Genomic DNA, 22,121 nt, shown 5'->3' with positions numbered 1-22,121 from the left:
CCCCACGAACCCGACCGTGTTCCGAGGAGAGAGCGATGAGCGACCCCATGCAGCAACTGCCCCGTCGTCCGGTGATCCTGATCATCCTGGACGGCTTCGGCGTCAACCCGGCCAAGGCCAACAACGCGGTCGCGATCGCCGACACCCCCAACCTCGATCGCTACTTCTCCAGCCATCCGCACACCACGCTGATGGCCTCGGGGCAGGCGGTAGGGCTGCCCGACGGGCAGATGGGCAACTCCGAGGTCGGTCACATGTCGATCGGCTCGGGCTGTGTGGTGCGTCAGGACCTGGTGCTGATCGACGACGCCGTCGCCGACGGCAGCTTCTACGACAACGCCACGCTGATCGCCGCGGCGCGCGCCGCGGCCGCGGCCGAGCGGCCGGTGCAGCTGATGGGACTGGTCTCCGACGGCGGCGTGCACAGTCACGTCAATCACCTCGCGGCGCTGATCGAACTGTGCCGCCGTCAGGGCGCGCGCGCCCAGGTGCATCTGTTCGCCGATGGGCGCGATACCCCGCCGCGCTCGGTGCTCGGCTATCTCGATGCCTTCGAGCCGGCGTTGCGCGAGGCCGGCGGTCAGATCGCCACGGTCAGCGGTCGCTTCTATGCGATGGATCGCGATAACCGCTGGGAGCGCACCGAGCAGGCCTGGCGCGCCATGGTCGACGGCGAGGGGCGGCGCGCGGCCGACGCGCGCGCGGCGATCGCCGCGGCCTATGAGGCCGGCGAGGACGACGAGTTCATCGTGCCGACGGTGCTCGAGGGCGCCGAGCCGATCCGCGACGGTGATCAGGTGATCCACTTCAACTTCCGCAAGGACCGCCCGCGCCAGCTGGTCGCCGCCTTTGCCGATCCCGCGTTCGCCGCATTCGACCGCCGCGGGGTGACCGGCGTGCGGGTCACCGGGATGATGGAATACGACCCCAAGTACGGCCTGCCCGCGGCCTTTGCCAGCGACGCGCCGCGCACCACCCTCGGCGGGGTGCTCGCCGAGGCCGGGCTGGCGCAGTTCCACTGTGCCGAGACCGAGAAGTACGCCCATGTCACCTTCTTCTTCAACGGCGGCGAGAACGAGCCGCTGCCGGGTGAGAAGCGGGTGCTGATCCCCTCGCCCAAGGTCGCCACCTACGACCTGCAGCCGGAGATGAGCGCTCCCGAGGTCGCCGACACCCTGGTCGAGGTGCTCGGGCGGCGCGCCTTCCCCTTCGTCGTCGCCAACTTCGCCAACGGCGACATGGTCGGCCATACTGCGGTGCGCGAGTCGGTGATCCGCGCCGTCGAGACCCTGGACCGCGAGGTCGGGCGGGTGCTCGACGCCGCCGTCGCCGCCGGCTACTCGGTGATCCTCACCGCCGATCACGGCAACTGCGACGAGATGGTCGACCCGGTCACCGGCGCGCCGCACACCCAGCACACCACCTATCCGGTGCCCTGCCTGGTGATCGACGAGCAGCCCTGGCGGTTGTCGCTCAGTGGCGCACTCAAGGATCTTGCGCCGACGGTGCTGGCGCTGATGGGACTCGATCCCGACCCGCGCATGGACGGGCGCTCGCTGCTGCTCGGTCCGGTGGGCTGAGCGATGCGCGTCTATCTTGATTTGCTGCGCGACGTGATCGACAACGGTCACGATCGCGACGACCGTACCGGGGTCGGGACCCGCTCGGTGTTCGGGCGTCAGGTGCGCTTCGATCTCGCCGCGGGCTTCCCGCTGCTCACCACCAAGCGTGTCCATCTCAAGAGCGTGGTCCACGAGCTGCTGTGGTTCCTCTCGGGCTCGACCAATGCCGCCGACCTGCAGCGCCACGGGGTCAGTATCTGGGACGAGTGGGCCGCGCCGGACGGCGACCTGGGGCCGGTCTACGGTGCCCAGTGGCGCAGCTGGCCGGCGCCCGACGGGCGTCGCATCGATCAGCTCGCCGAGCTGCTCGAGGCGATCCGCGAGCGTCCGCACTCGCGTCGGTTGGTGGTCAGCGCCTGGAACCCGGCCGACCTTCCCGACGAGGGTCTCGGGCCGCAGGACAACGTCGCCGCCGGGCGCATGGCGCTCGCCCCCTGTCACTGTCTGTTCCAGTTCCAGGTGGCCGGCGGACGGCTGTCCTGCCAGCTCTACCAGCGCAGCGCCGATCTCTTCCTCGGCGTGCCCTTCAACATCGCCAGCTACGCCCTGCTCACGGCGATGATCGCCCAGCAATGCGATCTCGAGCCCGGCGAGTTCATCCACGCCTTCGGCGACCTGCATCTCTACCGCAATCACCTCACCGACGACATCGTCCATGCCCAGCTCGCGCGCGAGCCCCGGGCGCTGCCGCGGTTGCGGCTGCAGCGGGCGCCGAGCCTGTTCGACTACCGCTATGAGGACGTGGTCATCGAGGGCTATGACCCGCACCCGGTGATCCGCGCGCCGATCGCGGTCTGATGTCCTGTCGCCCGTTGCCCGAGGATCCCCCGCGATGCCGCCATTGATGGAGTTGTTGTTCGACTACGGATTGTTTCTCGCCAAGACCCTGACGCTGCTGCTGGCGTTTGCCGCGCTGCTGCTGATCCTGGCGCGTGCCCGCGGTGCCGGAGGTGCGTCCTCCCCGGTGCGGCTCGAGGTCGTCGATCTCGGGGCGCGGCTGCGCGAGCAGGCCGCGCGGCTGCGTGAGGCGACCCTCGCGGGCAAGGCGCTGCGCGCGTACCGCAAGGCCGAGCGCAAGCGCGACAAGGCGCGTGCCCAGGAGATCGCGACCCGCCCCCGACTGTTCGTGATCGACTTCAAGGGGGATATCCGCGCCAGCGCGGCCGCCGCGCTGCGCGCCCAGGTCAGCGCTCTGCTGCTCGAGGCGCGGCCCGAGGACGAGGTGCTGGTACGCCTCGACAATGCCGGTGGCATGGTCACCGAGCACGGCCTGGCCGCCTCGCAGCTGGCGCGGCTGCGCGAGCGCGGCATCCGCCTGACGGTGGCGGTCGACAAGGTCGCGGCCAGTGGCGGTTACCTGATGGCCTGTGTCGCCGATCGCATCATCGCCGCGCCCTTCGCGGTGATCGGCTCGATCGGGGTACTCGCCGAAATCCCCAACTTCCACCGTCTGCTCGAGCGCCACGGGGTCGACTTCGAGCTGCACACTGCCGGCGAGCACAAGCGCACCCTGACCCTGTTCGGCGAGAACACCGAGGAGGGACGGCGCAAGCTGCGCGAGCAGCTCGAGGAGACCCATGCGCTGTTCAAGCGTTTCGTCGCCGACTACCGCCCCGCGCTCGACCTCGATCGGGTCGCCACCGGCGAGTACTGGCACGGCGCGCGCGCCGTCGAACTGGGCCTGGTCGACGCCATCCAGACCAGCGACGACTATCTGCTCGCCGCGCGCGACAGCCACACCCTGTTGGGGCTGCGCTGGCGCGAGCGCAAGGCCCCGCTCGAGCGGCTGATCGAGGGCGGGCGATCCGTGCTCGAACAGGGCGTGGCGCACTGGTGGCGGTCCGGCGGCTGAGTCCTCGGGAGGCGCGCGCACGCGGTGGGGCGGGAGCTGGCACCGACCGTCACAAAGGCGCAAACTAGCGCACATCGGGTCGGGTACCAATGGAGTTCACCGCTCTGACCCCGCAGGGAATAGCCTGGATGATGCGCGAGGAGAGTCACGAGGAACGCCGAGTCAGGGAGGTTGCGGTCAGCGACCGCCGCGGTCGGGGGCGTCTCGCGTCTTTGCTTGTGTGGTGTTGCATGATTGAAATCAGTGTTGGTGGGGACGTCTCGGTCGATGCGGGGCGGCTCGCCCCCGGGTGTCCCGGGCTGTCGCTCGGCGGGGTGGCCGATGTCCGGGGTTGAGGGCGCAAAGGTGTCGGAGCGTCGGCGTCAGCGCCGCACCCCGGTCGATCTCCCCGCCGAGCTCCGTGCCCCTCATCAGCCCCTGCTCGCCTGCCGGGTCCGTAATCTCTGCAGCGGAGGCGCGTTGCTCGACATGGGCGAGCACGAGGCCGAGCTGCGTGTCGGCGCCGGCGAGCGTTGCGAGGTCCGCTTCAGGGTGGCGCTCGATGGCCGGCAACGCACCCTGCAGGCGGTGGTGGTGCTGGTGCATCGGGCCGAGCACGGGCTGGGCGCGCGTTTCATCCACTTCGCCGCCAATGGCCAGATGCATCTGGAGCGTTTTCTCGCCGGCTTGAGTGCGTCGCCACGACGTGGCGCCGAGGCGAACGGTGCGGCGCGGGCGCGAGGGCTGCTCGAGCAGGTCGGTCGCGCGCGGTTGCCGCCGTTGTTCGATGCCTTGCTCGAGACCCTGATCGATGCGCTGTGGATGCACGCGGAGCGTGCCGCGAACGATGCCCAGCGCGCCCGTTTCGTCGGTGAGCTCGGCCAGCTCGGTCGTACCATCCAGGCCGGGAGCCTGGCGCGGGGTCTGACCGACGAGGTGCTCGATGGCTTGATCTTCGCGCCGACGCAGCGGTTGTCCGACTCCACCGATGAGGCGCCCGGGCAGGCCGCGCTGTCGCTGGTCGAACCACATGAGTTCGAGTTGTGGCTGGCGCGCTCCGAGCTGGTCAACCGACTCGAGCAGGAGCTTGCCGAGGTGCTGCGATCATTGCGCGGGCATCTCGTCGGGGTCTTCGGCGACGCCCAGGTCGCGCTGGAGCCGGAGCCGTTGGTCGAGGCCCTGGCCGGGGCGCTGCGTCGTGGCGGGCTGGAGGACGAGCTGCTCGGACGCGCCCTGCGGCTCGCCGCCACGCCGCTGGTGGGTAACCTCGGCGCCTTCTATCGCGAGCTGTTGCAGCTGTGGCGCGAGCACGGGCTGCCGGCGTGCGCGCCGACGCCATTGCGGTCACCCCCTCGAGAGCGGGAGGCTGCGCCATCGTCTGTCGCCTCGCCGCTGCCGAGGCCAGAAGGGCAGGCGGATGCGACCGGGGCGCCGGCGCGAGCCAGGTCCGCGGGACTCGGCCTCGGCGAGTTGCTGACCCGGTTGCAGACGGGGGGCGTGGATGGCGAGGCCGGAGCCGACCTCGACGCCATGGCGCGATTGCTGGCCGCGCGCACGACTGGGACCGGCGATCCGGGGCGTCTGCGTGCACCGAGGGTGCGCGAGCGGGTCGAGGTGACCGACCAGATGCTCTCGCAGATCCTCGACGACCCGCACGCCCCCCAGGGCATCAAGGCGTTGATCCGGCGGTTGTCGATCCACTTCCTGGCGATGGCGGTCAGCGACCCCGGCCGACCGGGCGAGCATGACACCCACCCGCTGGTCGGGCTGATGGATCAGCTCGAGCAGCTCTCCTCCTTCCTGCTCAACGGCGAGTCCGATGACCGCGCCTTGAGCGGCGAACTCGAGGAGTTCGTCCATCGTCTGGTGATCACCGACGCCGGTGATCTCGACACCCTGCGTGCCATCTCTTCCGGTCTGCAGTCACTGCGCGAGCGTGTCGGGTCGCGTTATCGCGCCAATGTCTCGCGCTGGGTCGGCGCCAACGAGGCGCGCGAGTGCGAGCGGCGCGCCCATGAGCGGGTGCGCCAGCGTCTGCAGTCCAGCTTCGGCGGTGAGCCGGTGCATCCGCTGTTGCCGACCCTGCTCGATGCCGGCTGGCGGATGCTGCTCGAGTCGGTCTGCAACTATGCCGGGATCGACGGCGCGCGCTGGCGTCATTACTGGATGCCGCTGTGGACACTGCACCGCGCCAGTCGTGGCGAGACCGAGGTCGAGGACATCCAGGCGTTGGTGGCGACCCTGTACGAGGGGTTGATCTATATCGGTCACGATCCGTTCGGGGCCGAGTCGCTGGTCGAGCGGGTCGAGCAGGTGCTGCGTCGGGCCGCGCGCGGGGCGCTCGATCGCGAGGAGTGGGTGGTGTTCGCCATCGATCCGCCGGAAGAGGCCGAGGCGGCGCTTCAGGAGCCCCCGAGCGGGGTGTCCGAGGCCGACTGGCAGGCGGCCCGTGAGCGGATCGAGCAGCTTGCCCTGGGCTCCGTGGTGTGGCTGACCGAACAGGGTGGCGAGCGCGCCTACCGGCTGATCTGGCGCAGCGAGGACGGGCGCCGTCTGGCGCTGAGCGACCCGATGGGGCGGCGTGTCCGCACCTTTACCCCCGAGCGTCTGGCCGCCGCCCTGGCCGAGTCGCGGGCGCGGGTCGAGGCGCCGCCGCGCCAACCGCTGATGCAGCGCGCCACCGAGGCGACCCTGAGCGAACTCGGCGAGCAGGTGCGCGCGCAGACCGTGGAGGACTCGCTGACCGGGCTGCCCGGCCAGCGTTGTCTGGTCGGGGTGCTCACCGGGCTGCTGAGCCGCACCGCCGCGCCCTGTCCGCATCTGCTCGGTTTTCTCGAACTCGATCGCTTCGATCTGCTGACCGCAGCCCACGGCTATGCCGCCGGCGAGCGGCTGCTGGCGCTGATGGCCGAGCGGCTGCGGGCGCTGCTGCCCGATGCCCCCTGTCTGGCCTATCTCGGCTGGAACCGCTTCGCGTTGATCGCGCCTGCCGAAGGTGTCGAGGCGGCGCAGGCCAGCGCCGAGCGGATACGCGAGGCGCTCGAGGCGGTCTCGCTCACCTGGCTGGGACGGGTCCTGCAGGTCTCGGTGAGCCTCGGGGTGGCTCTGGTCGATGCTGCGTCGGAGAGCCCGGAAGGGGTGCTCTCCGCGGCCAATGTCGCCTGTCTCGCCGCCCAGCACAGCGGCGGTGGTCGGGTGGTGTGCTATGCCGAGGACGATGTCCAGGTCGCCGCGCAGCTCGAGCGCATGCGTGGCTGGGCCCAGGCCGAGGAGGCGATCAAGTCGGGCCGCAAGCGGTTGCGGTTGCAACCGATCGCGACGGTGGGGGAAGGGCCTGAGCACGGTGCCTTTCATCATGGCGAGGTGTTGCTCAGCGTCTATGACGCCGACGATGCCCCGCTCCCGCTGGCGGCCTTTATCGCCGCGGCCGAGGCGATGAACCTGATGCACGAGGTCGACCGTCAGGTGATCGAGGAGACGCTGCGCTGGTTGCACGACAACCCCGAGCTGGCGCGCGCCTACGGCGGCGTGGCGATCAACCTCTCCGGTCAGTCGCTGAGCGATCCCGGGCTCGACGCCTTCATCCGTGGGGCCTTCGCGCGTTGGCAGGTGGCGCCGGGACTGGTCGGCTTCGAGGTCACCGAGACCGCAGCCATCGTCCATCTCGATCAGGCGGTGCGGCTGCTCGAGTCGCTCCAGTCGATGGGCTGTCCGATCTCGCTCGACGACTTCGGCTCGGGGATGTCCTCCTACGGTTATCTCAAGCAGTTGCCGGTCGACTTCGTCAAGATCGACGGCTCCTTCGTCAAGGATATCCTCAGCAACCCGCACGACCGGGCGATCGTCAAGTCGTTCAACGAGATCGCGCACTTCATGGGCAAGGAGACCATCGCCGAGTACGTCGAGAACCAGGAGATCCTGGCGCTGCTGCGCGAACTCGGGGTCGACTACGTCCAGGGCTACGGGATTGCGCGCCCCTGCTTCGTCGACGAGCTCGATCCGCCTGCGGCGGTGTGTGCGACGGCCTGATCCCACCTCTATAGATACAGCCGGTCGATCTCGCGGTCGCTGTCGCTGCGCTCCCACATCTGCATGAAGCTCTCGCGGAGTCGTCGTGCCTCGGGGGTGTCGGCGGCGGCCGCGGTCGCGCGCTGGCCGTCGGCGCGGTGCCGATGGACATAGCCCCGGGCATCGACGACGAGAAAGGCGTCGGTACGCGTGCGGTCGTCATCCCCGCTGCGCCGGATGGCGATCCGTGAGGTGAGGCGACGTGCCAGTTCGATCAGGCGATGCCCCTGCTGGAGCGCGTCGCGGGTCTCGTTGACCAGGATGCGCACCGGGAGGTCGGGGCGTTCGAGCGCGAGTCGTCGTATCGCTTCGAGCAAGGCTGGCTGGTCGTAGAGATCGGGCTCGAGGTGGGGGCCGAAGATCAACAGCTCGCGCCGCGCCTGGGTCGCCAGCGCGATGGCAGCGTCGCGGATCGATGCACGTGTCTCGAGAGGGGAGGGCTCGGTGTTGGCGCTGGTCATGAACGCTGCTCCATGGCGAGGGACGACAGGGTGTTGGTTTCCGGACATTTCCGGCCCCGGGGAGGTCGTGGCGATGCGGCGCCGGCGCTGTCAGTAGCTAGCTGTTGTTTTCTGATGACTTTCGTTGTAAATATGTTGCGGTCAGCGAAAAAAGTTGCACTTTTGCGGCGGCTGTAGGCTAGAATGTCTGTGTCCCGAGTGTGGTCCCTGGGGTTCACGGGGTCTGGATCGGATTGAAAACCCGCGTCGGGGGCCAGACATTCAGCATCTGGTGAGATCAACGCACCACGTTGTTGCTTTTTGCTGACATGTGCTACAGCTTGTTAACCTGTCGCCGATCGGACCACTCACCCACCTGAAACAGGAAACCGTGAAGATGCGCAAATTCAAACAGTCCTCCCGCGCCGCGGCCGCCGCTGCCTCCCTGGCCTTGGTCTTGGGCGCCCCGCTGGCGGCCAATGCCGCCGACATGATGGACCACTTCTGGTCGGCCAAGCCGACCGGGACCGCTTGGGTCACCGGTTACGGCGAGTGCTGGCAGAGCACCCAGGGTCCGAACGACCTCGAGCCCTGCGTCAAGCCGGTGCCGGCCGAGTTCGTGGTGCGTCTGAACTTCGAGTTCGACAAGTACCGTATCGAGAACGTGGTCAACGATACCGAGCTGGCGCGTCTCGACGACTACATCGCCGACGTCAACGCCACCCAGTCGCGCGAGCAGCTCACCCTGGTCGGTCACACCGACGCCAAGGGTTCGGAAGCCTACAACGATACCCTGGGGCTGAACCGCGCCAATGCGGTGCGTGACTACATGGTCTCCAAGGGCATCCCGGCGAGCGATATCGTTTCCGTCGAGAGCCGTGGCGAGCGCGATATGCTGCCCGAGTTCGACGTCTACTCGGTCAAGCAGCGTCGCGTGACCATTCGCTCCGAGGTCGAGGGCTGATTCAGCGCCCTCACCGCGCGCCAGGGATCGGCGCCCGCCGCTCCAAGCCGACACGCCGATACGGCCTCACGGTCGGTCGGCGTGTGTGGCGACCCGCCGCGCACTCCGAACTCCACCGTTTTCAGTCGTTCGTCCGGTCTTGCCGGGCGACGCAAGGGTCCAGTTGAGCCCCACTCCCCCCCGACAGGGGCTTGATGGAAGGCCGGTCACGCTCCCCGCGTGACCGGCCTATTTTTTTCGCTGCCCGAGCCCACCGTGGTCGCGCCAGGCGACCACGGTGATCCCGGGTTCAGCTCTCGCGTGCCAGCCGGACGGCGTCGCCGAGATAGCTCGCCGGGGTCAGCGCCTTGAGCTCGGCCTTGGCCGCCTCGGGGATCTCCAGCCCGTCGACGAACTCGGCCAGCGCCTCGGGGCCGATGCGGTGACCGCGGGTCAGCGCCTTGAGCTTCTCGTAGGGCTTGTCGACGCCATAGCGACGCATCACCGTCTGGATCGGTTCGGCGAGTACCTCCCAGTTGTCGTCGAGGTCAGCGGCCATGCGCTCGGGGTTGGCCTCGAGCTTGCCGATGCCCTTGAGCGCCGACTGCAGCGCAATGGTGACGTGGGCGAAGCCGACGCCGAGGTTGCGCAGTACGGTCGAGTCGGTGAGGTCACGCTGCCAGCGCGAGATCGGCAGCTTGCCGGCGAGGTGCTCGAGGATGGCATTGGCGATGCCGAGGTTGCCCTCGGCGTTCTCGAAGTCGATCGGGTTGACCTTGTGCGGCATGGTCGAGGAGCCGACCTCGCCGGCGACGGTGCGCTGCTTGAAGTAGCCGACCGAGATGTAGCCCCAGACGTCACGGCAGAAGTCGATCAGCACGTTGTCGAAGCGCACCACCGCGTCGAACAGCTCGGCCATGTAGTCGTGCGGCTCGATCTGGATGGTGTAGGGGTTCCAGGTCAGGCCCAGCGACTCGACGAAGCCCTGGGCGAAGCCCGGCCAGTCGACCTCGGGGTAGGCGACACGGTGGGCGTTGTAGTTGCCGACGGCGCCATTGATCTTGCCGAGCAGGGCGACCTCGGCGCAGCGTGCACGCTGCCCCTGCAGTCGCCGTGCGACATTGGCCATCTCCTTGCCCAGGGTGGTGGGCGAGGCCGGCTGGCCGTGGGTGCGCGAGAGCATCGGCTGCTCGGCGTAGCGCTGGGCGAGCTCCTGGATCGCGCCGATGACCTGGTCCATCTCGTCGAGCAGTTGCGCGCGCCCGCGCGCGAGCATCAGCCCGTGGGAGAGGTTGTTGATGTCCTCGGAGGTGCAGGCGAAGTGGATGAACTCACCCACGGCGGCGAGCTCGGGCAGCTCGGCGGTGCGCTCCTTGAGGAAGTACTCGACGGCCTTGACGTCGTGGTTGGTGGTGCGCTCGATGGTCTTGATGCGCTCGGCCTCGGCGAGGCCGAAATCGGCGACGATGGCATCGAGGTGCTGATTGGCCGCGTCCGAGAAGGCGGGGATCTCGGGGATCTGGGGGTGCGCGGCCAGTGCCTGCAGCCAGCGCACCTCGACCTGCACGCGATGGCGGATCAACCCATACTCGCTGAAGATCTCCCGCAGCGCGGTGGTCTTGTTGCCATAGCGGCCGTCGACGGGGGAGATGGCGGTGAGTGAGGATAGCTCCATCGGCATGAGTGACTCCGGGTGGTGATGTTCGGTGTCCGGCTGGCTCTGCGCAGCGACGGACGGGTTGTTGGGTGGGGGCGACGTCGTCAGTGGCGACGTCCTCATCCGTGATGCGCGGCTGACGGGTTGCGGCCCGCGCGCGGCGCTGGCGGCGCCTCGTCGTGGCGCGGTGCTGTGTCCATTATGGCGCGCTCGTCAGCGCAGCGCTCAGGGCGCGCGGCGAATTTCGCCTGCACACAACGCAGATCGCCCGAGCCCCGGACGGGGGACTCGGGCGATCGTGCCGGGGCGCCGCGCGCGGCGCCCGTGGGGTCGGCCTCAGCCTGCGGCCAGCTTGCGCAGCACGTAGTGCAGGATGCCGCCGTTGCGATAGTAATCGACCTCGTTGGGGGTGTCGATCCGCACCTTGGCGGTGAAGCGCTTGACGCTGCCGTCGGCGGCGGTGGCGGTGACCTCGACCTGCTTGGCCTCGCCGTTGTTGAGGCCCTGGATGTCGAAGGTCTCGGTGCCGGTGAGGCCGAGCGACTCGGCGCTGTCGCCGTTGATGAACTCCAGCGGCAGGATGCCCATGCCGACGAGGTTGGAGCGGTGGATGCGCTCGTAGCTCTCGGCGATCACCGCGCGCACCCCGAGCAGACGGGGACCCTTGGCCGCCCAGTCACGCGAGGAACCCGAGCCATACTCCTTGCCCGCGACCACGATCGCCGGGGTGCCTTCCTCCTGATAGCGCATCGCGGCGTCGAAGATCGACATCTGCTCGCCGCTCGGCTGGTGCAGGGTGACGCCGCCCTCGGTGCCGGGGGCCATCAGGTTGCGCAGGCGGATGTTGGCGAAGGTGCCGCGCATCATCACCTCGTGGTTGCCGCGCCGCGAGCCCAGGCTGTTGAAGTCCTTGGGATCGACGCCCTTCTCGATCAGGTACTTGCCTGCCGGGGAGTCGGGCTTGATGGCGCCGGCCGGGGAGATGTGGTCGGTGGTGATGGAGTTGCCGAGCAGCGCCAGACAGCGCGCGCCGGTGATGTCACCGACCGGGGCGACGTCGAGCGACATGCCCGCGAAGTAGGGCGGGTTCTTGATGTAGGTCGACTCGGGCCAGTCGTAGGTGTCGGTCTGCGGCGCCTCGAGACCCTGCCAGCGGGCGTCGCCGGAGAACACGTCGGCGTAGGCGGCGGTGAACTCCTCGGCGGTGACGAAGTCGCGGATCGCGCCGCTGACCTCGGCCTCGCTCGGCCAGATGTCCTTGAGATAGACCGGGTTGCCCTTGGCGTCGGTGGCCAGCGGATCGTTGAACGGGTCGATGTCGATGCGTCCGGCGATGGCGTAGGCGACCACCAGCGGCGGGCTGGCGAGGTAGTTCATGCGCACCTCGGCGTGCACCCGGCCCTCGAAGTTACGGTTGCCCGAGAGGATCGAGACGGCGCACAGGTCGTTGTCGGCGATCGCCTTGGAGATCGGCGCCGGCAGCGGGCCGGTGTTGCCGATGCAGACGGTGCAGCCATAGCCGACGTTGTGGAAGCCGAGCGCCTTGAGCGGCTCGGTGAGCCCGGCGCGGTCGAGATAGCGGGTGACCGCCATCGAGCCGGGACCGAAGGCGGTCTTGACCCAGGGGGCGCGCTCGAGACCGAGCGCGGCGGCCTTCTTGGCGACCAGACCGGCGGCGATCAGCACGCTCGGGTTCGAGGTGTTGGTGCAGGAGGTGATGGCGGCGACCACGATGGAGCCGTCGGAGAGTTCGAACTGCTTGCCGTCGAGCTCGACCTTGGCCGGACCCTTGGTGGGGATGCCGCGCTCCTCCTTGAGGGCCGAGAGGGCCTTGGGGAAGTGCTCGGTGATGGTGTCGAGGGCGACGCGGTCCTGCGGGCGCTTGGGGCCGGCGAGCGAGGGCACGACGTCGCCGAGATCCAGCTCGAGGGTCTCGGAATAGTCGGCCTCGGCGGCCTCGGCGGTGTGCCACACGCCCTGCGCCTTGCAGTAGGCCTCGACCAGGGCGATCTGCTCCTCGCTGCGACCGGTCAGGCGCAGGTAGTCGAGGGTGATCTGGTCGATCGGGAAGAGACCGCAGGTGGCGCCGTACTCGGGACCCATGTTGGCGATGGTGTTGCGCTCGCCCATCGGCAGCACGCTGATCGCCGGGCCGTAGAACTCGACGAACTTGCCGACCACGCCGTGCTGGCGCAGCCGCTCGACGATGGTCAGCACCAGATCGGTGGCGGTGACGCCCTCGCGCAGCTTGCCGGTGAGCTTGAAGCCGACGACCTTGGGCACGAGCATCGAGATCGGCTGGCCGAGCATCGAGGCCTCGGCCTCGATGCCGCCGACGCCCCAGCCGAGCACGCCGATGCCGTTGACCATGGTGGTGTGCGAGTCGGTGCCGACACAGGTGTCGAAGTAGGCCTGGGTGGCGCTGCCGGCATCCTTGGCGAAGATCAGGCGCGAGAGGTACTCGACGTTGACCTGGTGGACGATGCCGGTGTCGGGCGGCACCACCTTGAAGCCGTCGAGCGCGTTCTGGCCCCACTTGAGGAACTGGTAGCGCTCGCGGTTGCGCTGGAACTCGAGCTCGGCGTTGAGCGCGAAGGCGTCGTCGGAGCCGAAGTGATCGACCTGCACCGAGTGATCGATGACCAGCTCGGCGGGCTGCTGCGGGGTGATCTTGCTCGGGTCGCCGCCGAGCTTGGCCATGGCGTCGCGCATCGCCGCCAGGTCGACCACCGCGGGCACACCGGTGAAGTCCTGCATCAGCACGCGCGCCGGACGGTACTGGATCTCCTTGGAGGGCTCGGCCTTGGCGTCCCAGTTGGAGAAGAACTCGATGTCCTCGCGGTTGACGGTGACCCCATCCTCATTGCGCAGCAGGTTCTCGAGCAGGATCTTGATCGAGTAGGGCAGGCGCTCGCTGCCGGGGACGGCGTCGAGACGGTAGATCTCGTAGTCCTTGCCGGCAACACTCAGGGTGGACTTGGCGTTGAAGCTGTTGGTCATGCAATGGCTCCGGATGTGGCTATCGTCATTTCGCGCAAACGCGAAATTCTAGCGTCCAGGAGGGCGGCGCGCCATACACCGTGCGCTGACGGGGCGCGGCGGATCCCTCCGGGCGGGTGTTGGCGGGGCGTGTTCAGGCCCCGTCGGATGAAGGCGGTTCAGTCTTCGTGACGGTCGAGATAGGTGCGCGCGTCGTCGAGGATCTGGCGGTTGCGCAGCAGCAGGTGCCAGCGCGAGCCGCCGACCTGGCGCCACAGCATGGCGGCGCGGATGCCGGCGAGCAGCAGCGCGCGTACCCGGCTCTGGTTGTCGGGGTTGCCGAGGTGCAGCTCGTTGCCCTGGACCATGACCCGCGGGGTCAGGGTGCTGATGGTCTCGCTGTAGAGGTCGGCGAAGTGACCGAGGATCGCCGGGTGCAGCAGCGGGAAGTGTTCGAGCTTGTCGCGCGCCGCCTCGATGCCCTCGCCGAGTCGGGCGAGTCGTCCGGGTTCGCGCGCGAGCGCACGCTCGAGTCGGATCAGGGTCACCACGTAGCGGGTCAGCTCGAGGTTGCGCTCGGGTTGTCCGGTGAGCTGGGCGATCACCTGGCGCGCGCCGGGCGCGAGCGCGCCGGGCGCGCCGAAGACCGCGGCGGTGCTCTCGGCATCGACCTGGAGCAGGCTGTAGATGCACGGCTCCATCATCTCCACATCGGCGCTGCCGCGGTGGGCGATGCGGGTGACGCAGGCGGCGGCCTGGTGGAGTCCGGCGAAGGCGATGAGCCGGTCGAGGTTGTCGTAAGGCATGGGGCTGGATTCTCCGGTGCGGCTCAGGGCGCGGCGTGCTCGACCACGGCGCCGCCGAGACAGGCCTCGCCCTGATAGAAGACGATCGACTGGCCCGGGGTCACCGCGCGCTGCGGTTCGGCGAAGCGCACCCGGCAGCCCTCGGGGCCGAGGGTCTCGACGGTGCAGCGCTGCAGCGGCTGACGGTGACGCAGTCGCGCCAGACAGTCGAAAGGGGCGGCGGCGGGGAGCTCCCCGGCGATCCAGTGTGGTGGCTGAGCGTGCAGCGATCCGGCCATCAGCAGCGGATGGTGCTTGCCCTGGACGACGATCAGGCGGTTGTGCTCCTGGTCCTTGGCGGCGACGAACCAGGGGGCCTCGTCGCCCCCGGCGATGCCGCCGATACCGAGCCCCTGACGCTGGCCGATGGTGTAGTAGGCCAGTCCGTGATGCTCGCCGAGCACCTGCCCCTCGGGGGTCTCGATCGGCCCCGGGGTGCGATCGACATAGCGCGCGAGGAACTCGCCGAAGCGCCGCTCGCCGATGAAGCAGATCCCGGTGCTGTCCTTCTTCGCTGCGTTGGCCAGGCCGAGCCGGCGGGCGATGGCGCGCACCTCGGGCTTGCTGAGATCGTGCAGCGGGAAGCGTGTGTGGGCGAGTTGGTGCTGGTCGAGCAGATGGAGGAAGTAGGTCTGGTCCTTGTTGGCGTCGGCGCACAGACAGAGTCGATGGCCGCTCGCGCCGTGCTCGACCCGGGCATAGTGGCCGGTGGCGATGGCCTCGGCGCCGAGGTCCAGGGCGTGTTCGAGGAAGGCGGCGAACTTGATCTCGCGGTTACACAGGATGTCGGGATTGGGGGTGCGCAGCGCGCGGTACTCGGCGAGGAAGTGCTCGAACACCCGATCCCAGTACTCGGTGGCGAAGTTGACGGTGTGCAGGCGGATGCCGAGCCGTTCGGCGACGGCGCGCGCATCGGCCAGGTCCTCGGCGGCGGCGCAATAGCCGCCGTGCGGGTCGTCGTCCTCTTCCCAGTTCTTCATGAACAGCGCCTCGACCTGATGGCCCTGTTCGAGCAGACGGTGGGCGGCGACGGCCGAGTCGACACCGCCGGAGAGGCCGATGATGATGCGTTCTGGGCGAGATCGGGCGGCGCGGACGTTCATGGCGCTATCAGGGGTAAGAGGACGGATGGGGCGTGCGTCGGACACGTCCCGTCGGCCTGGGCGACGGCGGGACGCGCTGCCGATGTGGCATCGGGTCTGCGCAACGAGTAAACGAGGATGGTAGCATATTCCTTTTTGATCACCCGATAGAGAAAACTGCTCATGGCCTACGACAAGATTTCTGTCCCCAACGGCGAGAAGATTCAGGTCAACGCCGATCTGTCGCTCAATGTGCCCGACCGTCCCATCATCCCCTTCATCGAGGGTGACGGCATCGGTGTCGACGTCACCCCGGTGATGCGCTCGGTGGTGGACGCTGCCGTCGAGAAGGCCTACGGCGGCGCGCGCAAGATCGAGTGGATGGAGATCTACGCCGGCGAGAAGTCGACCCGCACCTATGGCGAGGACGTGTGGCTGCCGGAGGAGACCCTGGCGGCGGTCAAGGAGTTCGTGGTCTCGATCAAGGGGCCGCTCACCACGCCGGTCGGCGGCGGTATCCGCTCGCTCAACGTCGCCCTGCGCCAGCAGCTCGATCTCTATGTCTGCCTGCGCCCGGTGCGCTACTTCAACGGCACCCCGAGCCCGCTGAAGAAGCCCGAGGACACCGATATGGTGATCTTCCGCGAGAACTCGGAGGACATCTATGCCGGCATCGAATGGCAGCAGGGCAGCGCCGAGGCCGAGCGTCTGGTCGGCTTCCTGCGCGAGCAGATGGGGGTGACCAAGATCCGCTTCCCCGAGACCTCCGGCATCGGCATCAAGCCGGTCTCGAAGGAGGGCACCGAGCGTCTGGTGCGTCAGGCCATCCAGTACGCGATCGACAACGATCGTCCGTCGGTGACCCTGGTGCACAAGGGCAACATCATGAAGTTCACCGAGGGTGCCTTCAAGGACTGGGGCTATGCCCTGGCCAAGGCCGAGTTCGGTGCCACCGAGCTCGACGGCGGTCCCTGGTGCAGCTTCAAGAACCCCAAGACCGGTCGCGAGATCGTGATCAAGGACGTCATCGCCGACGCCTTCCTGCAGCAGATCCTGCTGCGTCCGAAGGAGTACTCGGTGATCGCCACCCTCAACCTCAACGGCGACTACATCTCCGATGCACTGGCCGCGCAGGTCGGTGGTATCGGCATGGCGCCGGGTGCCAACCTCTCGGACTCGGTGGCGATGTTCGAGGCGACCCACGGTACCGCGCCGAAGTACGCCGGCAAGGACCAGGTCAACCCCAGCTCGCTGATCCTCTCGGCCGAGATGATGCTGCGCCACCTCGGCTGGACCGAGGCCGCCGACCTGATCATCAAGGGTGTCGAGGGCGCGATCGAGGCCAAGCAGGTCACCTATGACCTGGACCGACTGATGGAAGGCGCCACCAAGCTCAGCTGCTCGGGCTTTGGCCAGGCCGTGATCGAGCGCATGTAAGGCGTGAAACGTGCGAGGGGCGCGACCCTGACGGATCGCGCCCCTCGGCATGATGGTCCGGGGCACGGCGGCTCCGGACCGTGATCAGGTGTCAGCTGAGACGATGCACCTTGGCCGCGTGCAGGCCCTTCGGCCCCTGGTTCAACTCGAATTGCACCTTCTGTCCCTCCCTGAGCGTCTTGTAGCCCTCCATGTCGATCGCCGAGAAGTGGACAAAGACGTCTTCGTCTCGCCCATCGGGTTGCACGAACCCGTAGCCCTTTGCGTTATTGAACCATTTAACGACTCCGGTGATCATTGGCGCAGTCCTCCAGGGTTTGCGGGTCTTGCCTTGGTGGTCGATCATCGCTTTTTGTTGTCAGGCGCCATTGCCTTGAATCGGCTCCCTGGCACCCTAGTTCGCTAGTATAGTGAACTGTTTTCGTTGGTCAAACAGGGCGTCGCGCGGTTCCGCGCCGCCGTTGATCGGTCCCCTCGGGGCGCGCATGTGCAGTGCGTTGGCCGGCCTGACGCCCCCTCAATCCTTTGTCTAGAATCCGCAATCATGAGTGACGATATTCCGAGCGAGGACGGCGAGTCCGGGCTGACGTTGCAGGAGGCCCGCCCGCAGTTGCGCCGTCCCCCACAGTTCAAGGTCCTGCTGCTCAACGACGACTACACCCCGATGGACTTCGTGGTCGAGGTGCTCGAGGGCTTCTTCGGTATGAATCGCGAGAAGGCGACCCAAGTTATGCTCCAGGTGCATACGCGTGGGGTCGGGGTCTGCGGCGTCTACACCAAGGATATCGCCGAGACCAAGGTCGCCCAGGTCAATGACTACGCCCGTACCAACCAGCATCCGCTGATGTGCACCATGGAAGAGGCTTGAAATCGGCGCCGCGCGCGCGCATGGCGGCACTCAACCACCACGGTTTTCTCAACCCCCTGCTTGGAACAGGTCGATGCTGAGCAAAGAACTCGAATTTTCGCTGAACCGGGCCTTCAAGGAGGCGCGCGAGAAGCATCATGAATACATGACCGTCGAGCACATGCTGCTGTCGTTGCTCGACAATCCCACCGCCGCGCGCGTGCTCAGGGCCTGTGGCGCGGATGCCGAGCGGTTGCGTCGCGAGATCTCGTCGTTCATCGACGAGACCACGCCGCTGATCCCCGAGCACGAGGATCGCGACACCCAGCCGACGCTCGGCTTCCAGCGGGTGTTGCAGCGCGCGGTGTTCCACGTCCAGTCGGCGGGCAAGAAGGAGGTCACCGGGGCCAACGTGCTGGTGGCGCTGTTCAGCGAGCAGGACTCGCAGGCGGTCTATCTGCTCAACCAGCAGGACATCACCCGCCTCGATGTCGTCAACTTCATCTCCCACGGTATCTCCAAGGTCCCCGGCGAGACCCAGGAGGACGAGGTGCCGGGCGAGGTCGACGAGTCGCGCGCCGAGGACAAGGAGAACGCCAGCCCGCTCGAGAGCTTTGCGACCAACCTCAACGAGCTGGCGCGTCAGGGGCGGATCGATCCGCTGATCGGTCGCGCCGCCGAGGTCGAGCGCACGGTGCAGATCCTTTGCCGGCGGCGCAAGAACAACCCGCTGTTCGTCGGCGAGGCCGGCGTCGGCAAGACCGCCATCGCCGAGGGGCTGGCGAAGAAGATCGTCGATGGTGACGTGCCCGAGGTGCTGGAGTCGGCGGTGATCTACTCCCTCGATCTCGGCGGCCTGGTGGCCGGCACCAAGTATCGCGGCGACTTCGAGAAGCGACTCAAGTCGGTGCTCGCCCAGCTCAAGCGTCAGCCGCACGCGATCCTCTTCATCGACGAGATCCACACCATCATCGGCGCCGGCTCGGCCTCGGGCGGGGTGATGGACGCCTCCAACCTGATCAAGCCGGTGCTCGCCTCGGGCGATCTGCGCTGCATCGGCTCGACCACCTATCAGGAGTATCGTGGCATCTTCGAGAAGGACCGCGCGCTGGCGCGCCGCTTCCAGAAGATCGACGTGCCCGAGCCGAGTGTCGAGGAGACGGTGGAGATCCTCAAGGGGCTGAAGTCGCGCTTCGAGCAGCACCACCAGGTGACCTACACCAGTACCGCGCTGCGCGCCGCGGCCGAATTGGCCAACCGTCATATCAACGATCGTCATCTGCCCGACAAGGCGATCGACGTCATCGACGAGGCCGGGGCCAACGTCCAGCTCAAGAGTGGCGCCAAGCGGCGCAAGCGTATCGACGTTGCCGACGTCGAGGCGATCGTCGCCAAGATCGCGCGCATCCCGCCGAAGCGGGTCTCGGCCTCCGACGCCGAGGCGCTGAAGAACCTCGATCGCGATCTCAAGATGGTGGTCTATGGCCAGGATCCGGCCATCGAGGTGCTGACCTCCTCGATCCGCATGAACCGCTCCGGGCTCGGCAGTCTCGAGCGCCCGATCGGCTCCTTCCTGTTCACCGGTCCGACCGGCGTCGGCAAGACCGAGGTCACCCGTCAGCTCGCACGCATCCTCGGCATGGAGCTGATCCGCTTCGATATGTCCGAGTACATGGAGCGTCACACCGTCTCGCGGCTGATCGGCGCGCCGCCGGGCTATGTCGGCTTCGATCAGGGCGGGCTGCTCACCGAGGAGGTCAACAAGCATCCGCACGCGGTGCTGTTGCTCGACGAGATCGAGAAGGCCCACCCCGATGTCTTCAACCTGCTGTTGCAGGTGATGGACCACGGCAGCCTCACCGACAACAACGGGCGCAAGGCCGACTTCCGTAACGTGGTGCTGGTGATGACCACCAACGCCGGCGCCGAGGAGACGGCGCGGCGCTCGATCGGCTTCACCGAGCAGGATCACTCGAGCGACGGGCTGGAGGCGCTCAAGCGCTATTTCTCGCCGGAGTTCCGCAACCGTCTCGACGCCGTGGTGCAGTTCTCGCCGCTGGCCGAATCGACCGTCGCCAACGTGGTCGACAAGTTCATCTTCGAACTCGAGCAGCAGCTCGAGGAGAAGAAGGTGGCGCTCAGCGTGGATCAGGACGCCCGTGCCTGGCTCGGTGCCAAGGGCTACGATCCGCAGATGGGTGCACGCCCGATGGCGCGGGTGATCCAGAACCACATCAAGAAGCCGCTCGCCAGCGAGCTGCTGTTCGGCACGCTTGCCAATGGCGGTCAGGTGCGGGTGGGGGTGCGCGACGACGCGCTCGCCTTCGAGATCAACGGCGAGTGGCGTGAGCTATAGGTGCTGGTCGATGGGGTGACGTGGCGGCGAGCAGGTCCCTCGCCGTGGCGGCGCCGTCAGTCTCGGCGATGACCAACCGCGACGCGCAGCCCCGCCGTGCCGACTCGGCCCGATGGCGAGCGGCGAGGTCGCGTGTGACGGTTCGCGCGGTTGCGCGATGAGTCCGGGCGCTCGGCGAGAGCCGGCGCGCGCATGCCCGACGGGCAGGCGTGATCAGCGGGCGCGGTAGACGATGCGGCCCTTGGTGAGGTCGTAAGGGGTCAGCTCGACGGTGACCTTGTCGCCGGTGAGGATGCGGATGTAGTGCTTGCGCATCTTGCCGGAGATATGGGCGGTCACGGTGTGGCCGTTCTCGAGCTCGACCCGAAACACGGTATTGGGCAGGGTCTCGGTGACCGTGCCTTCCATTTGAATGACGTCGTCTTTTGCCATAGTCGAATTACTGAAGACAGCTCCGTTTTTAAAGCCGCCGGATTATACCATATCCATTGTGTCGATCACCGTCGATGCATCGATCCTGTGTTACCTTCCCGCGCACAGGCGAGGCCGGCCTCATGGTTGGCGTAGTACGGCGCCGCGCGCGAGCTGTCTCCAGGCGCGCCCATCCCAGGCCTCGAGCGGGCGAAAGCGCGCCTTGTAGGTCATCTTCTCGCAGCCCTCGACCCAGTAACCGAGATAGAGATAGGGCAGTCCGAGCCGCCGTGCCAGCTCGATCTGGGCGAGGATCGCGAAGGTGCCGGGGCCGAGTACGGCGAGCGCCGGATCGTAGAAGGTGTAGACCGCCGAGAGCCCCTGCTCGAGGCGGTCGGTCACCGCGACCCCGAGCAGTCTCTCCTCATCGAGCCAGAACTCGATGAACAGACAGGGGCCGCCCCAGGGGTCGACGAGGAAGCGCCGATAACTCTCCTCGCTGGCATCGTCGGCCATGGGCCCGTCGCCATGACGTCTCAGCAGATAGTCGCGATAGAGCGCATAGTGCGCCGGCTCGAAACTGGCGGGGCGCTCGCGCAGTGTGATGCGTGGGGCGTTACGCTGCCAGTTGCGTCGTTGCGAGCGGTTGGGGAGAAAGTCCGCGACCGGGATGCGGACCGGCACGCAGCGGGTACAGCCACGGCAGGCCGGTCGATAGATGTGGCTGCCGCTGCGGCGAAAGCCAAGGTCGATCAGCAGCTGATAGGTGGCGGTATCGATCCGGGCGTTGGGGTCGACGAACAGGGTGCGCGCGCGCGTGTCCTCGAGATAGGAGCAGTCGTGCTCGCCGGTGAGATAGAGCGCCAGATGGCGTCCCGGCCGGGTGATGTCGTCCTGGTTCATCGGTTGTGCGCCTCGTCGTCCCAGCTGTGATCATGGCCGGGCAGGGCGCAGAACCGCTCGAGCCGAGCGATGAAGTCACGCCGGGGGATCTCCTCCGCGCCCATCCGCTGGAGATGATGGGTGTGCATCTGGCAGTCGATCAGCCCGAAGCCCCACTCGGCGAGGCGTCGGCACAGCTGTACCAGGGCGATCTTGGAGCCGTCGCTGGCGCGGCTGAACATGGACTCGCCGAAGAACGCCTTGCCCACCGCCACCCCGTAGAGCCCGCCGATCAGCTCATCGTCGCGCCACACCTCGACCGAGTGGGCGAGGCCCTGGGCGTGCAGTCGCTCGTAGGCATCGATCATCTCCGGGACCAGCCAGGTGCCGGCCTCGTCGGCGCGTGGCGCGGCGCAGGCGCGGATGACCGCGGCGAAGTCGCGATCGAAGGTGACCCGATGATCGGCGCGCCGCAGCCGCTTGGCGAGGCTGCGCGAGACGTGCACCTGCTCGGGTATGAGCACGCTGCGCGGGTCGGGCGACCACCACAGGATGGGATCGCCCTCGCTGTACCAGGGGAAGATGCCGTGACGATAGGCCTGGCGCAGCCGCGTGGTGCTGAGGTCGCCGCCGACGGCGAGCAATCCGTTGGGCTCGCGCATCGCCTGCGAGACGTCGGGGAAGTGGATGCGGTCTTGCGGATCGAGCAGGGTGAGCATGT

The 22,121-nt window shown here is 67.8% G+C and carries 17 protein-coding genes; 8 read left to right on the top strand and 9 right to left on the bottom strand.

All coding sequences use genetic code 11. The features are described from left to right. The first annotated feature begins 35 nt into the window (after nt 1–35). From gpmI to ACAM26_RS14230, 4 genes are all read left to right on the top strand, one after another. Complete coding sequence (gpmI, locus tag ACAM26_RS14245) at nt 36–1,580, top strand: 2,3-bisphosphoglycerate-independent phosphoglycerate mutase (protein WP_369613937.1); 1,545 nt, start codon at nt 36–38, stop codon at nt 1,578–1,580. Between the two features lie 3 nt (nt 1,581–1,583). Next, nucleotides 1,584–2,420, top strand: a complete 837-nt coding sequence (locus ACAM26_RS14240; protein ID WP_369613936.1) for a thymidylate synthase — start codon at nt 1,584–1,586, stop codon at nt 2,418–2,420. A 34-nt stretch (nt 2,421–2,454) separates the two neighbouring features. Then, nucleotides 2,455–3,474, top strand: coding sequence for a protease SohB (gene sohB / locus ACAM26_RS14235; protein WP_369613935.1), 1,020 nt, complete (start codon nt 2,455–2,457; stop codon nt 3,472–3,474). Nucleotides 3,475–3,819: 345 nt separating this feature from the next. Continuing rightward, nucleotides 3,820–7,482 (top strand): DUF1631 family protein, encoded by a 3,663-nt coding sequence (locus ACAM26_RS14230; protein WP_369613934.1) that lies wholly within the window; start codon nt 3,820–3,822, stop codon nt 7,480–7,482. An 8-nt stretch (nt 7,483–7,490) separates the two neighbouring features. On the opposite strand, the gene ACAM26_RS14225 is transcribed toward ACAM26_RS14230, so the two are convergent. Beyond that, nucleotides 7,491–7,982 (bottom strand): hypothetical protein, encoded by a 492-nt coding sequence (locus ACAM26_RS14225; protein WP_132229730.1) that lies wholly within the window; start codon nt 7,980–7,982, stop codon nt 7,491–7,493. A 376-nt stretch (nt 7,983–8,358) separates the two neighbouring features. Between ACAM26_RS14225 and ACAM26_RS14220 the strand changes: the two genes are divergently transcribed. Further along, nucleotides 8,359–8,925, top strand: coding sequence for an OmpA family protein (locus tag ACAM26_RS14220; protein ID WP_123141282.1), 567 nt, complete (start codon nt 8,359–8,361; stop codon nt 8,923–8,925). A gap of 289 nt (nt 8,926–9,214) precedes the next feature. Here the strand turns inward: ACAM26_RS14220 and purB are convergent, their stop codons facing one another. The 4 genes from purB to mnmA all read right to left on the bottom strand — a co-directional run bounded on the left by purB (nt 9,215) and on the right by mnmA (nt 15,488). Further along, on the bottom strand, nt 9,215–10,579 hold the full coding sequence (gene purB / locus ACAM26_RS14215; RefSeq protein WP_123141302.1) for an adenylosuccinate lyase: 1,365 nt from the start codon (nt 10,577–10,579) through the stop codon (nt 9,215–9,217). 318 nt (nt 10,580–10,897) lie between these two features. Beyond that, nucleotides 10,898–13,561, bottom strand: a complete 2,664-nt coding sequence (gene acnA, locus ACAM26_RS14210) for an aconitate hydratase AcnA (RefSeq protein WP_123142722.1) — start codon at nt 13,559–13,561, stop codon at nt 10,898–10,900. A 158-nt stretch (nt 13,562–13,719) separates the two neighbouring features. Further along, complete coding sequence (gene hflD / locus ACAM26_RS14205) at nt 13,720–14,346, bottom strand: high frequency lysogenization protein HflD (RefSeq protein WP_123141280.1); 627 nt, start codon at nt 14,344–14,346, stop codon at nt 13,720–13,722. Between the two features lie 23 nt (nt 14,347–14,369). Next, nucleotides 14,370–15,488: a tRNA 2-thiouridine(34) synthase MnmA gene (gene mnmA / locus ACAM26_RS14200; RefSeq protein WP_369613933.1), complete on the bottom strand. Its 1,119-nt coding sequence runs from the start codon at nt 15,486–15,488 to the stop codon at nt 14,370–14,372. A 162-nt stretch (nt 15,489–15,650) separates the two neighbouring features. Between mnmA and icd the strand changes: the two genes are divergently transcribed. Then, on the top strand, nt 15,651–16,904 hold the full coding sequence (gene icd / locus ACAM26_RS14195) for an NADP-dependent isocitrate dehydrogenase (protein WP_369613932.1): 1,254 nt from the start codon (nt 15,651–15,653) through the stop codon (nt 16,902–16,904). A 91-nt stretch (nt 16,905–16,995) separates the two neighbouring features. Here icd and ACAM26_RS14190 read toward each other — a convergent pair whose 3' ends face one another. Beyond that, a complete protein-coding gene (locus tag ACAM26_RS14190; protein ID WP_005223619.1) occupies nt 16,996–17,202 on the bottom strand; it encodes a cold-shock protein in 207 nt (68 codons plus the stop codon). Between the two features lie 246 nt (nt 17,203–17,448). On the opposite strand from ACAM26_RS14190, the gene clpS reads away from it, so the two are divergent. Together clpS and clpA are read left to right on the top strand one after the other, a co-directional pair. Then, a complete protein-coding gene (gene clpS / locus ACAM26_RS14185) occupies nt 17,449–17,772 on the top strand; it encodes an ATP-dependent Clp protease adapter ClpS (protein ID WP_123141277.1) in 324 nt (107 codons plus the stop codon). Between the two features lie 73 nt (nt 17,773–17,845). Next, complete coding sequence (clpA, locus tag ACAM26_RS14180; RefSeq protein ID WP_123142720.1) at nt 17,846–20,107, top strand: ATP-dependent Clp protease ATP-binding subunit ClpA; 2,262 nt, start codon at nt 17,846–17,848, stop codon at nt 20,105–20,107. Between the two features lie 213 nt (nt 20,108–20,320). On the opposite strand, the gene infA is transcribed toward clpA, so the two are convergent. The 3 genes from infA to aat form a co-directional block, all read right to left on the bottom strand. Next, nucleotides 20,321–20,539 (bottom strand): translation initiation factor IF-1, encoded by a 219-nt coding sequence (infA, locus tag ACAM26_RS14175; RefSeq protein ID WP_005223622.1) that lies wholly within the window; start codon nt 20,537–20,539, stop codon nt 20,321–20,323. A 120-nt stretch (nt 20,540–20,659) separates the two neighbouring features. After that, nucleotides 20,660–21,421, bottom strand: coding sequence for an arginyltransferase (locus ACAM26_RS14170; protein WP_369613931.1), 762 nt, complete (start codon nt 21,419–21,421; stop codon nt 20,660–20,662). Continuing rightward, entirely contained in the window at nt 21,418–22,119 is a 702-nt protein-coding gene (aat, locus tag ACAM26_RS14165) for a leucyl/phenylalanyl-tRNA--protein transferase (protein ID WP_123141274.1), read from the bottom strand. The genes ACAM26_RS14170 and aat overlap by 4 nt, the downstream gene beginning before the upstream one ends. Between the last annotated feature and the right edge of the window lie 2 nt (nt 22,120–22,121).

This window comes from Marichromatium sp. PS1 (assembly GCF_041155115.1).
GTDB classification, from domain to species: Bacteria; Pseudomonadota; Gammaproteobacteria; order Chromatiales; family Chromatiaceae; genus Marichromatium; species Marichromatium gracile.
Note: the sequence above shows the minus strand (reverse complement) of the source record. Positions and strands in the feature narration are given on the sequence as shown.